Genomic DNA, 13017 nt, shown 5'->3' on the forward strand with positions numbered 1-13017 from the left:
TTGGGCGCGGAAGGGGCGCCGCAGCGAACGTGCGGCGCGTGGGGTCATGCCTGCATCAGGAATGCTTTTCGATCAGTTCGACCTTGTAGCCGTCCGGATCTTCGACGAACGCAATCACGGTCGTGCCGCCCTTCACGGGACCGGCTTCGCGCGTGACCTTGCCGCCTGCCTGACGGATGCGTTCGCAGGCATCGGCGGCGCTGTCGACTTCGAGCGCGATATGGCCATACGCCGTGCCCATGTCGTACTTCTCGGTGCCCCAGTTGTAGGTCAGTTCGAGCACGCTGTGTTCGCTTTCGGGACCGTAGCCGACGAAGGCGAGCGTGTACTTGTACTCGGTGTTTTCGCTTTGACGCAGCACGTGCATGCCGAGAATGCGCGTGTAGAAATCGATCGAACGCTGCAGGTCGCCGACGCGCAGCATCGTGTGAAGGAGTCGCATGATGGGGTTCCTGTTGTGGGGGAGATGCCCGCGCGGCGCGATGGTAGCGATTGTGTCCGGGCGGGGCCCGGTGCGCCTGCGGCGGGGATGCGGATGAAATTGTACCGTCGGCGCCGCGGCCGTGCCGGAGCTCTCACAGCGCCGGCAGCAGGTCCGGCGGATGATGCTTGAGCGTATGCCGCGCCTCGCGGAACTCCGGGAAGATCGATTCGACCGTCTGCCAGAAACGCGGGCTATGGTTCATCTCGCGCAGATGCGCGAGTTCGTGCGCGACCACGTAGTCGATGATCGACAGCGGAAAATGGATCAGCCGCCAGTTGAGGCGGATCTTGCCGTCGCTCGAACAACTGCCCCAGCGCGTCGCCGCCGAGGACAGCGCATACGCGCGATACTCGACGCCGAGCTTCGCCGCATACACCACGAGCCGTTCCCCGAAGATGCGCTTCGCTTCCGATTGCAGCCAGCCCTGCACGCGGTCCTTGATCTGCTGCGCATCCGCGTTCGCGGGCAGCGGCAGCGAGAGCAGGCTCGTCGCGTCATCGAAGGACAGGGACGCGGCCGCGCCGAGCGCCACGCGAATGGTCTTGCCGAGATAGGGAAACTGCGCGCCGTCCTTCCATTCGATACGCGGCAACGCGCGCTGCTCGACCCGCGTCTGCCATTCGGTGAGCTTGTTGACGATCCAGGTCTGCTTGTCGAGGATCGCAGTTTCGATATCGGCGATCGTCACCCAGCGCGGCGCCGTGATGGCGAGACCGGTGCCGTCGATGCAGAAGCCGATCGTGCGGCGCGACGAGCGCTTCAGCCGGTAATCGAGCGTGCCTGCCTTCAGCGTGATGCGGCGCAGCCGCACGCCTTCGGGCAGCGGTGCGGGCGGTGCGGTGGGCGTGAGGACGGGCGCGGGTTCGGCATGCGGAATGTCGCCGCGCAGCGGCGCGGGACCGCCTGCGGGCGGCGCGCCGGAATAGGCAGGCGCATGCTCGAACGGCAGATCGAGTTGCAGGGTATCGAGCGCGACGGCGGGACGCTGCCGCGATGGGGGCTTCTGCATCGGTTCGGCTTTGCGCTCGCGGCGCAGGAATGACGAGAAGAACGAATATGGCACGCCGCGGCTCGACTTGATGCCCGGCCGCTCAGCGGCCCGCGCCCGCGGCGCCGGCTCGACCCGGCGGTGCGTACGGCGCGGTGTAGGCGTGCGGATCGATGCGGCGCATTTCAGTTTCGATCCAGCTTTCGACACGCACGTTGACTTCTTCGGGCGTGAGACCGGCGGTGTCGATCGGCTTGCCAATCGACACCGTGACTATACCCGGATATTTGATGAACGAATGGCGCGGCCAGACCCGCCCGGCGTTATGCGCGATCGGCACGACCGGTGCGCCCGTCGCGACCGCGAAGCGCGCGCCGCCGGTCTTGTACTTGCCCTGGCTGCCCGTGCGTATGCGCGTGCCTTCGGGAAACATGATGACCCACGCGCCTTCGTCCATGCGCGCGCGGCCCTGGCGCGTCACGGACGTGAACGCATCGCGGCCCTGCTTGCGGTCGATATGCACCATCTTCAACAGGCCCAGCGCCCAGCCGAAGAACGGCACGTAGAGCAGTTCGCGCTTGAAGACGTAGCAGAGCGGACGCGGCATCAGCGCGGGGAACGCGAGCGTCTCCCACGCGGACTGATGCTTCGAGAGCAGCACGGCCGGACCGGCCGGCAGATTCTCCATGCCTTCGATCGTATAGCGGATTCCGATCAGATGACGCAGCACGACGATGGTCGACTTGCACCATCCGGCGGCCATCCAGTAGCGGCGGTCGGCGCGCATGAACGGAAACGCGATGAAGCAGGCGGTCGCGTACGGCACCGTGTACACGATGAAATAGATCAACAGCAACAACGAACGGATGAAGCGCATGGAGTCTCTGCAATACGAACGGCGGGTCAGTCGTGATGCCGTGCAATCAGGTCGAGCGCGAACGCGCGCAGGTCCTTGTGAACGACGGTGCCTTCCGGCAGGTTGCCTTCCTTGAGGGTTTTTTCGCCCTTGCCGGTCAGCACGAGATGCACGGGAAAGCCGAGTGTCTCGCCGGCCTGGAGATCGCGCAGCGAGTCGCCGACGAGCGGCGTGTCTTCCGGATCGATCTCGAACCGGTCGATGATCTGCTGCAGCATGCCGGGCTTCGGCTTGCGGCAGTCGCATTGATCTTCGGCGGTATGCGGGCAGAAGAACACGGCATCGATCCGGCCACCCACGGCGGCGGCCGCGCGGTTCATCTTCTGATGCATCGCGTTGAGCGCGGCCATGTCGAACAGGCCGCGTCCGATGCCCGACTGATTGGACGCGATGGCCACGCGATACCCCGCCTGGTTCAGCCGCGCGATGGCTTCAAGACTGCCGGGAATGGCGACCCATTCGTCCGGCGACTTGATGTACGCGTCGGAATCGACGTTGATGACGCCGTCGCGATCCAGCACCACCAGTTTCTTGTTCACGCCCATGGTGCGTCCTTTTTACTCTCTTCAGGCCGCGAGCTTGGAGATGTCCGCGACGCAGTTCATCTGCTGATGCAGCGCATGGAGCAACGCCAGACGGTTTTTGCGCAAGGCCGGATCTTCCGCGTTCACCATGACGTCGTTGAAGAAGGTATCCACTGCTTCGCGCAGCGCGGCGAGCGCCGTCAGCGCTTCGGTGTAGTTGCGCGCGGCGAGCGTGCTCTGAACGCGCGGCGTCACCTGCTCGATTTGCGCGTCCAGATTCTTTTCCGCCGCTTCGACCAGCAGCGCCGGGTTCACCGCGCCGGGCGCGCCCTGTTCCGACTTCTTCAGGATGTTCGAGATGCGTTTGTTGGCCGCGGCAAGCGCTGCGGCTTCCGGCAGCGCGGCGAACTCGCGTACGGCGTCGAGGCGCGCGACGATGTCGTCGAGACGCGTCGGGTTCAGGCTCAGCACCGCTTCGATGTCGTTGGCTTCGAAACCGCGTTCGCGCAGCAGGCCGCGCAGCCGGTCGAGGAAGAACGCGTACACCGCTTCCTGCGAATCCGCGACGTGCGGCACGTTCGCGAACTGGCGCTGCGCGGCGGCGACGAGCTCGCGCAGGTCGACGGGCAGCTTCTTCTCGAGCAGGATGCGCAGCACGCCCAGCGCGTGGCGGCGCAACGCGAACGGATCCTTCTCGCCGGTCGGCGCGAGGCCGATGCCCCAGATGCCGACGATCGTCTCCAGCTTGTCCGCGAGCGCGACCGCGGCGCCGACGCCGGTGGACGGCGTATCGTCGCCGGAGAAGCGCGGCTGATAGTGCTCGGAGCACGCGAGCGCGACTTCTTCCGGCTCGCCGTCGTGGCGCGCGTAGTACGTGCCCATCGTGCCCTGCAGTTCGGGGAACTCGCCGACCATGTCGGTCAGCAGGTCGGCCTTCGCAAGTCGCGCGGCACGGCGCGTCAGTGCGGCATCGACGCCGACCATCGGCGCGATCTCGCCGGCCAGCGACTCGAGGCGCTCGACGCGTTGCAAGGTGGAACCGAGCTTGTTGTGATAGACGACGTTCGCCAGCAGCGGCACGCGGTCTTCGAGACGCTTCTTCTTGTCCTGCATGAAGAAGAACTTCGCGTCGGCGAGACGCGGACGCACGACGCGCTCGTTCCCTTCGACGATCTCACCCGGCGTCTTCGTATCGATGTTCGACACGATCAGGAAGCGCGAGCGCAGGCGGCCGTTCTGGTCGGTGAGCGCGAAGTATTTCTGGTTCGTCTGCATCGTGAGGATCAGGCATTCCTGCGGCACCTGCAGGAACTCCTCATCGAAGCGGCATTCGTAGACCACCGGCCATTCGACCAGCGCGTTCACTTCGTCGAGCAGCGCTTCGGGCATCACGACGCGGTCTTCACCCGCGAACGCCTGCAACTGCGTGCGGATGGATTCGCGGCGGTCGTCGAAGTTCGCGACCACGCGGCCCTTCGTGCGCAGTGTCTCGGCGTAGTCGTCGGCGTGCGTGATGGCAACCAGGCCTTCCGACATGAAGCGATGCCCGAGGGTCGTGTCGCCGGCATCGATGCCGAGCGCGCTGACCGCCACCACCTCGCGGCCGTGCAGCGCGATCAGGCGCTGCACCGGACGCACGAACTGCACGCTGGTGCCGTCCGGGCGCTGGTAGGTCATGAGTTTCGGAATCGGCAGCTTGCCGAGGGTTTCGTCGAGCGCGGCCTGCAGGCCTTCGCTCAGGGTCGCGCCCGGCGCGGCATAACGCAGGAAAAAGGCTTCGGCCTTGCCGTCCTGCGCGCGTTCGAGATCGGCGAGCGGGAAGTCGGGAAAGCCGAGCGCCGCGAGCTTCTTCGCGAGCGGCGGCGTGGGATTGCCTTCCTTGTCGAGCGCCACCGTCACCGGCAGCACTTTCTCGCGCACCTGCTTTTCCGGCGCGACATCGCGCACGTTGCGGATCAGCACCGCGAGACGGCGCGGCGTCGCGTATTTCTCGAACTCAGGCGTGCCGTCGATCAGATCGCGCGCAGCGAGACGCTCCACGATGCCATCGGCGAAAGCAGTACCGAGACGCGCGAGCGCTTTCGGCGGAAGTTCCTCGGTCAGCAGTTCGACGAGCAGGGAAGCGTGATTGGATTGCGTCATTGTTCTGTCGAGCCTCGTCAAACCTGTTCGTTGTTGCTGCGTTCGCCCGGCGGCGTGCTTTCGGGCTTGAGCGGCGGCGTCCAGGCGGGACGCTGCGCTTCCTGTTCGTCGGTGACGAGGTCGCGGTCGCCCTTCACCGGATTGCCGAGCATCGGGAAGCCGAGCGCCTCGCGCGACTCGTAATAAGCCTGCGCAACCAGACGCGAAAGCGCGCGAATCCGGCCGATGTACGCCGCGCGTTCAGTCACGGAGATCGCGCCGCGCGCGTCGAGCAGATTGAAGGTGTGGCCGGCCTTCAGCACGAGTTCATACGCCGGCAGCGCAAGCTTCGCCTCGATCATCTTCTTCGCTTCTTCCTCGTAGCTCTTGAAGAAGGTGAAGAGCAGATCGACGTTCGCGTGCTCAAAGTTATAGGTGGACTGTTCGACTTCGTTCTGGTGATACACGTCGCCGTAAGTCAGGCGGCGCAGCACCTTGCCGCTCGGGCCGTCTTCTTCCCACTCGGTCCAGACCAGGTCGTACACGTTCTCGACCTTCTGCAGATACATCGCGAGACGTTCGAGACCATAGGTGATCTCGCCCAGCACCGGCTTGCAGTCGATGCCGCCCGCCTGCTGGAAATAGGTGAACTGCGTCACTTCCATGCCGTTCAGCCACACTTCCCAGCCGAGGCCCCACGCGCCGAGCGTCGGGTTCTCCCAGTCATCCTCGACGAAGCGCACGTCGTTCTGCTTCAGGTCGAAGCCGAGCGCTTCGAGCGAGCCGAGGTACAGGTCGAGGATGTCTTCCGGCGCCGGCTTGAGCACGACCTGATACTGGTAGTAGTGCTGCAGGCGGTTGGGGTTCTCGCCGTAGCGGCCGTCCTTCGGGCGGCGCGAGGGCTGGACATAGGCCGCGCGCCATGGTTCGGGACCGATCGCGCGCAGGAACGTGTGGACGTGCGAGGTGCCCGCGCCGACTTCCATGTCGATCGGCTGGAGCAGCGCGCAACCCTTCTCGTTCCAGTAGGACTGCAGCGTCAGAATGATTTGCTGGAAAGTGAGCATGATTGCCTTGTGCGGGGCGCGGCCATCGTCGTGAAGACGCGATTCAGTGAACCGGCCGAAGCGCTAAAACATTGAATTTTATCCGAACGGGGAACGGGTGCGGCTTTTTGGCCGGCCCGTGTCCCGGGGAAGCAAGTGTGCCGGCCGCGCGATGCGGCCTTCGGGCGGGCGCGTTCGGGGGGGCGCGTTCGGGGATGCGCTAAGGACGCCTGCGGCTCGGCGCGAACGCGAAGCCGAATGCGAGCAGGATCAGCGAGACGGCGATCACCGTCATGTTGCCGCTCGTCACGTAGGGCGTGCTGCCGGAGGTGCCCTGCACGGTCGCTTCGAGCACGCCGGTGGTGAAGACCGGCAGCTTCGACACGACATCGCCATTGGCCGCGATCGCCGCCGTCATGCCGGTGTTGGTGGCGCGCAGCATCGGCCGGCCGGTTTCGATCGAGCGCATGCGGGCAATCTGCAAATGCTGGTCGAGCGCGATGGTGTTGCCGAACCACGCGAGGTTCGTCGAGTTGACGAGAATGCCCGCGGGCGTTTCCTGCTCGCGGATCGTGCGCGCGATTTCCTCGCCGAAGATGTCCTCGTAGCAGATATCGACGGCGACCGGCTGGTTGTGCACGATGAACGCCTTCTGCGCGATCGGGCCGCGCGCGAGATCGCCGAGCGGGATGCCCATCAGGCGCACGAACCAGTGGAAGCCGTAGGGCACGAATTCGCCGAAGGGCACGAGGTGATGCTTGTCGTAGCGATAGACGCCGTTCACGCGCGGCGTGACGCCGAACAGGCTGTTGGTGTAGTCGGTCGCGCGGCCGTCGGGCAGGATCGTGACGCCGATCGCGCCGAACAGGATCGACGAGTTGGTGGTGTCGGCGAAGTTGCGGATGGCCACGGCGAAGTCCTGCGGGATCTGCACCGAGAGCACCGGCAGCGCGGTTTCCGGCGTGACGATCAGATCGGCGGGCTTCTCGGTGATGAGACGCTTGTAGAGCGCGAGCGATTCATCGACGCCGGCCTGCTCGAACTTCATTTCCTGCTTCACGTTGCCTTGCAGCAGGCGCACGGTGAGCGGCGCGTTGGCGGGCGTGGTCCATTGCACGAGCGACAGCAGCATGCCCGCCGCCAGCAGCGCGACGGCCACGGCCGCCGGGATCAGCGCACGCGCGCCCAGACCCATGCGGCGCCAGTGATGAATGGCCTGCACGGCCAGCGCGGCAAACAGCGCGAGCACCCATCCGACGCCATACACGCCGACGACCGAGCCGAAGCCCTTCAACGGACCATCGACCTGCGCATAGCCGCTCGCGAGCCACGGGAAGCCGGTGAACACGAGGCCGCGCAGCCATTCGCCCAGCGCCCAGGCGCTCGCAAAGGCGAACGCGCCGTGCCAGGTCGGCGCATGGCGGGGCGAGGCGTCGATGTCGCGCGCGGTGGCGGCGTCTTCATCGCCGAAGCGGGCGCGGCCCGCGACCAGCGACCAGACCACGCTCGACAGCGCCGGATACACGGCGAGATACAGCGAGAACAATGCGACCGCCGCCGCGGCGAGCGGCGCGGCCATGCCGCCATAGACGTGCATGCTGACATAGAGCCACCACACGCCCGTGACGAAGTTGCCGAAGCCGAACGCCCAGCCGGTCATGGCGGCGCTGCGCCAGCCGCGGGTGCGCGTGAGCCACGCGAAGAACAGCGCGAAGATGACGAGTTCGAGCCAGCCGCCGTGCGGCGTCGGCGCGAACGAGAGCGTGTTCGCCGCGCCGAGCACGGCGGCGGCGAGGTAATGCCAGAAGGGCAGGGCGCGCGGCGCTTCGGCGGCTGCCGGGGTCACGGATGCGGTGCGCTTGCGGAACAGGAGGCGGGACGATGAATCGGCCATTGATGACGGTCGAGATGAAACGGAGGCGGGGTCACGGATGAGGACAGGCGCGGCGTGGCGTACTGCGATGCCCCGCCGCCCGCGCGGCGATCGCGGCGATCAGTCGCGCAGTTCGTCTTCGTCGTCGCCCGCGTGATGATGCTGCTGCGTGAGATTCGGCACGCGCCGCACGAGCAGGACGTGAATCTGCCGCGCGTCGCCGCGCAGGATCTCGAAGGCGAAATCGTCGATGCGCACCTTTTCGCCACGATGCGGCACGCGTCCGAAACGATGCGTGACGAGACCGCCGATGGTGTCGACTTCGTCGTCGGAGAAATCGGAGCCGAAGGCCTCGTTGAACTGCTCGATGCCGGTGAGCGCGCGCACGCGATGGCGGCCGTCGGGCGTGGCGATGATGTTGCCGGCTTCCTCGTCGAAGTCGTATTCGTCCTCGATGTCGCCGACGATCTGCTCCAGCACGTCCTCGATGGTGATGAGGCCCGCGACGCCGCCGTACTCGTCGACGACGAGCGCGATGTGATTGCGGTTCACGCGGAAGTCATGCAGCAGCACGTTGAGGCGTTTCGATTCCGGGATGAAGACGGCGGGGCGCAGCATGCCGCGCACGTCGAATTCCTCTTCGGCGTAATAGCGCAGCAGGTCTTTCGCGAGCAGCACGCCGATGACGTTGTCGCGATTGCCTTCGTAGACCGGATAGCGCGAGTGCGCTTTTTCGAGCACGAAGGGAATGAATTCGGCGGGCGTGTCCGCGATGTTGATGGCGTCCATCTGCGCACGCGGAATCATGATGTCGCGCGCGCAGAGATCGGAGACCTGGAAGACGCCCTCGATCATCGAGAGCGAATCGGCGTCGAGCAGGTTGCGCTCGTGCGCGTCCTGCAGCACTTCGAGAAGTTCGTCGCGCGACTCGGGTTCGTGCGAGATGAAATCGGTCAGGCGTTCGAGCAGCGAGCGCTTTTCCGGCGGTTTGTCGGAATGGCGTCGACTGGGATAGGGTTCGTTCATAGTGAAGCGCCCAGGCGTTCCCGGGCGCAATTTAGCGGAAAGTTAAGCATACACCAAGGTAAAACGCCGGCCGGGCGGCGCGGCGTGTGCAATGGAAACCATGCTAGCGGAAAAATATGCGACGAGTGTGTCCGGTGTCCGGCGCTGGCCGAATGGCACGCGAAAAGTGACCTTCATACGTAAAACCGTAAGCAACGCGGATGTCATCCCGCGCCCTGTTGCGACCGGCAGCGTTTCAGCAAGGCTTCGAGCGCGCGGTCCGGCATGCCGCTTTCCCGCAGCGCCTCGACGGTCCGGCTCACGTAGTCGAGCGTCGTGCCGTAGCGCCCGCTGGCGCAGCCGAGCACGGTGCGCACCACGGGATCGGGAAGCTTGCCGGTGTAGGAGCTGGCCTCGCGCCGCATCACGAAGGCGAGGGCCTCGACGCGCCGTCCGTCGGCAAAGGTGCAGGGCAGCCACGCCGGCCGGTACGAGCCCATCGCCATTTCGCGGCGCCACAGGACTTCGAGGTGCTCGGCGGCGTCGGCGCCCGCGAGCCGGAACGCCATGCCGGAGCACGATCCACCGCGGTCGAGCGCGAGCACGAGGCCCGGCTGCTCCGGCGTGCCGCGGTTCACGCGCGACCACAGATACAGCCCGCGATGGTAGCCGTGCACGCGGGCGCGCACCGCTTCGAGCGTCGGCAGGCCGGGGTTCCAGATCAGCGAGCCATAGCCGAACAGCCACAGGTCGGAACGTCCGTCCCAGCCCGCGAGCGCCGCTTCGCGCGACGCGGCGAGTTGCGCATCGGTCCAGAGCGCGGAGTCTCCGAGCATGGGCGGATAGTTAGCGTCAGCGTCAGCGTCAGCGTCAGCGGCGACGACGGGCGTGGCAGGCGGGAACTGCGCGGGATCGGGTGTCTTGTCGTTCACGTTGCGTGAGAGGGCATCGGACCGGCTTCAGGTCAGCGGCACGTAAGGATCGGGAAAACCCAGAGACTGCATGATATCTGTCTCGATCGATTCCATCTCCTGCGCCTCGCTTTCGTCCTCGTGGTCGTAGCCCTGCGCATGCAGCGTGCCGTGGACGATCAGATGCGCGTAGTGCGAGGCGAGCGGCTTGCCCTGTTCGGCGGCTTCGCGCTCGACGACCGGACAGCACAGGATCAAATCGCCCGTCACTGGATCGTCTTCCGATTCCGCGTAGGCGAAGGTCAGCACGTTGGTGGCGTAGTCCTTTTGCCGGTACGTGCGATTGAGCTCGCGTCCTTCTTCTTCACCGACGAAGCGCACGGTGAGTTCGGCGTCCGCGAACAACGCGGCCTTGATCCAGCGCGCGACCGTCGCACGCGGCAGCACGGCCTTGTGCGACGGATACGCCTTGGCGGCGGGAAACTGCATCGACAGGGTGAGGCGCGGATTCATTCAGGCCGGTTCGCGTGTTGTGCCTGACGGGCCGCTTCGGCGAGCGCGGCGTCCTTCTGCGACTGCGCGTCGTACGCCTCGACGATGCGCGCGACCAGCGGATGCCGCACCACGTCCGCCGACGTGAAATGCGTGATGGCGATGCCGCGCACTTCCGAGAGCACATGCTGCGCCTCGATCAGCCCGCTCTTGTGGCCGCGCGGCAGATCGACCTGCGTGGTGTCGCCGGTGACGACCGCCTTCGAGCCGAAGCCGATCCGCGTCAGGAACATCTTCATCTGTTCGGGCGTGGTGTTCTGCGCCTCGTCGAGAATGATGAACGCGTGATTCAGCGTGCGGCCGCGCATGTACGCGAGCGGCGCGATCTCGATCATCTGGCGCTCGAACATCTTCGCGGTCTTGTCGAAGCCGAGCAGGTCGTAGAGCGCGTCATACAGCGGGCGCAGATACGGATCCACCTTCTGCGCGAGATCGCCCGGCAGGAAGCCCAGCCGCTCGCCCGCCTCGACCGCCGGCCGCGTCAGCACGATGCGCTTGACCTGATCGCGTTCGAGCGCGTCGACCGCGCAGGCCACCGCGAGATAGGTCTTGCCGGTGCCCGCCGGACCGATGCCGAAGGTCACGTCGTGCGACAGGATCTGCTTCAGATAGTCGCGCTGCGCGGGCGTGCGGCCGCGCAGGTCGGCGCGGCGCGTGTAGAGCTTCGGGCCGTGGTCTTCGTCGTCGCCGAGATCGAGCGTCGCGCTGGGTTCGTCGAACGGATGATCCAGGTCGCCGCGAAAACGCGGATCCGCTTCGCCTTCCTCGCCGCCGGCCGTGCGCGCGTCCTTCGCGCGCCGCGTGGCGTGACGCGCCTCGACCAGCGCGAGCTGGATGTCATCGACGGAAATCGGATCGCGCGCGCGGTTGTAGAAGTTTTCGAGTGCCGCGAGCGCGACCTTGGCGCCGCGTCCGCGAATCGAAATCTTGTGGCCGCGGCGGGACAGCGTGACGTCGAGCGCCTGCTCGATCTGCCGCAGGTTCTCGTCGAGCGGGCCGCAGAGGTTGGCGAGCCGCGCGTTGTCCTCGCGCGGGGCAGTGAATTCCAGATGCTGCGTGGGAGCGTTCTTCAAAGTGAACCAGGTGTCCTTTATTAAGCCATCCCGTGAGCCAGCGCGGGCGCGTCCGCCACCATCACCAGTTCGCCGCGCAACGAGTGCGGGTACGCGTGCACGATCTTCACGTCGATCATCTGGCCGATCAGCCGTGCATGCGTCTCCATCGGCGCCGGGAAGTTGACGACGCGATTGTTCTCGGTGCGGCCCGCGAGTTCGTTCGGATCCTTGCGCGCCGGGCGTTCGACGAGAATCCGCTCGATCTTGCCGACCATCGACGCGCTGATGCGCTGCACGTTTTCCTCGATGGTCGCCTGCAGATGTTGCAGGCGTTTGAGCTTGACCTCGCGCGGCGTGTCGTCGTGCAGGTTCGCGGCGGGCGTGCCGGGACGCGGGCTATAGATGAACGAGAAGCTCGTGTCGTAGCGCATCTCGTCGACGAGCGCCATCATCCTGTCGAAGTCGTCCTCGGTCTCGCCGGGGAAGCCGACGATGAAGTCGGTGGACAGCGACAGGTCCGGACGGATCGCGCGCAGCTTGCGGATGACCGACTTGTATTCGAGCACGGTGTAGCCGCGTTTCATCGCCATCAGGATGCGGTCCGAGCCGTGCTGCACGGGCAGATGCAGGTGCGAGACGAGCTTCGGCACCTTCGCGTAGGTGTCGATGAGGCGCTGCGTGAATTCCTTCGGATGCGACGTGGTGTAGCGAATGCGTTCGATGCCGGGCACGTCGGCCACGTACTCGATCAGCGTCGCGAAGTCGGCGATCTCCTCCGAGCCGAGCGTCAGCGCGCCGCGGTAGGCGTTCACGTTCTGGCCGAGCAGCGTGACTTCACGCACGCCCTGATCGGCCAGGCCGGCGACTTCGGTGAGGACGTCGTCGAGCGGGCGGGAGACTTCCTCGCCGCGCGTGTACGGCACGACGCAGTAGCTGCAGTATTTCGAGCAGCCTTCCATGATCGACACGAACGCGCTCGGTCCGTCGACGCGCGCGGGCGGCAGATGGTCGAACTTCTCGATTTCCGGGAACGTGATGTCGACCTGGGCGCGGCCCGTGGCGCGGCGTTGGTCGATCATGGCGGGCAGGCGGTGCAGCGTCTGCGGGCCGAACACGAGATCGACGTACGGTGCGCGCGCGACGATCGACGCGCCTTCCTGGCTCGCGACACAGCCGCCGACGCCGATCAGCAGGTTGGGATTGGCTTCCTTGAGCTCGCGGACGCGGCCGAGATCCGAGAAGACTTTCTCCTGGGCCTTTTCGCGCACCGAGCAGGTGTTGAACAGAATGACGTCCGCATCTTCGGGCGTGTCCGTCTTGACGAGTCCTTCCGCTGCGCCGAGCACGTCGACCATCTTGTCGGAGTCGTACTCGTTCATCTGGCAGCCAAAGGTCTTTACATAAACTTTCTTGGTCATGAATCGTCGCCGGTCACAGTGGTTGATCTGGGGGCGCTGGTTAGGAGTTGAAAGGGGACTTCGCGGATGGTGTTTGTTCGCGTGGCTTTTCTGTTCCGATCTGCCCGCTTTTTACCGCATTTGA

At 65.7% G+C, this 13017-nt stretch carries 12 protein-coding genes; all 12 read right to left on the bottom strand.

Features of this window, described 5'->3' with window-relative positions; genetic code table 11:
• Window positions 1-55: 55 nt before the first annotated feature.
• On the bottom strand, window positions 56-442 hold the full coding sequence (gene gloA, locus QCE62_RS02335; RefSeq protein WP_309830565.1) for a lactoylglutathione lyase: 387 nt from the start codon (window positions 440-442) through the stop codon (window positions 56-58).
• Window positions 443-575: 133 nt separating this feature from the next.
• A complete protein-coding gene (locus QCE62_RS02340) occupies window positions 576-1493 on the bottom strand; it encodes a SprT family zinc-dependent metalloprotease (RefSeq protein WP_309913860.1) in 918 nt (305 codons plus the stop codon).
• A gap of 82 nt (window positions 1494-1575) precedes the next feature.
• Window positions 1576-2349, bottom strand: a complete 774-nt coding sequence (locus QCE62_RS02345; protein WP_309807276.1) for a lysophospholipid acyltransferase family protein — start codon at window positions 2347-2349, stop codon at window positions 1576-1578.
• A gap of 26 nt (window positions 2350-2375) precedes the next feature.
• Window positions 2376-2933 (bottom strand): D-glycero-beta-D-manno-heptose 1,7-bisphosphate 7-phosphatase, encoded by a 558-nt coding sequence (gene gmhB, locus QCE62_RS02350; RefSeq protein WP_309807277.1) that lies wholly within the window; start codon window positions 2931-2933, stop codon window positions 2376-2378.
• Window positions 2934-2954: 21 nt separating this feature from the next.
• Window positions 2955-5054 (bottom strand): glycine--tRNA ligase subunit beta, encoded by a 2100-nt coding sequence (glyS, locus tag QCE62_RS02355; RefSeq protein ID WP_309913863.1) that lies wholly within the window; start codon window positions 5052-5054, stop codon window positions 2955-2957.
• A 17-nt stretch (window positions 5055-5071) separates the two neighbouring features.
• Window positions 5072-6100: a glycine--tRNA ligase subunit alpha gene (gene glyQ / locus QCE62_RS02360; RefSeq protein ID WP_309807279.1), complete on the bottom strand. Its 1029-nt coding sequence runs from the start codon at window positions 6098-6100 to the stop codon at window positions 5072-5074.
• 199 nt (window positions 6101-6299) lie between these two features.
• Window positions 6300-7973: an apolipoprotein N-acyltransferase gene (gene lnt / locus QCE62_RS02365; protein WP_309913865.1), complete on the bottom strand. Its 1674-nt coding sequence runs from the start codon at window positions 7971-7973 to the stop codon at window positions 6300-6302.
• Between the two features lie 99 nt (window positions 7974-8072).
• Window positions 8073-8978: a transporter associated domain-containing protein gene (locus QCE62_RS02370; protein ID WP_309913867.1), complete on the bottom strand. Its 906-nt coding sequence runs from the start codon at window positions 8976-8978 to the stop codon at window positions 8073-8075.
• 203 nt (window positions 8979-9181) lie between these two features.
• Window positions 9182-9889 carry a gamma-glutamylcyclotransferase gene (locus QCE62_RS02375; RefSeq protein WP_409017771.1) on the bottom strand — a complete coding sequence of 236 codons (708 nt, stop codon included), beginning with the start codon at window positions 9887-9889 and terminating at the stop codon, window positions 9182-9184.
• Window positions 9890-9916: 27 nt separating this feature from the next.
• Complete coding sequence (gene ybeY / locus QCE62_RS02380) at window positions 9917-10381, bottom strand: rRNA maturation RNase YbeY (protein ID WP_309913871.1); 465 nt, start codon at window positions 10379-10381, stop codon at window positions 9917-9919.
• Window positions 10378-11493 carry a PhoH family protein gene (locus QCE62_RS02385; protein ID WP_309807284.1) on the bottom strand — a complete coding sequence of 372 codons (1116 nt, stop codon included), beginning with the start codon at window positions 11491-11493 and terminating at the stop codon, window positions 10378-10380. Before QCE62_RS02385 ends, ybeY begins: the two co-directional genes overlap by 4 nt.
• A 20-nt stretch (window positions 11494-11513) precedes the next feature.
• Entirely contained in the window at window positions 11514-12893 is a 1380-nt protein-coding gene (gene miaB / locus QCE62_RS02390) for a tRNA (N6-isopentenyl adenosine(37)-C2)-methylthiotransferase MiaB (protein ID WP_309913874.1), read from the bottom strand.
• Window positions 12894-13017: the final 124 nt, after the last annotated feature.

This window comes from Caballeronia sp. LZ033 (assembly GCF_031451265.1).
In the GTDB taxonomy this organism is placed as follows: Bacteria; Pseudomonadota; Gammaproteobacteria; order Burkholderiales; family Burkholderiaceae; genus Caballeronia.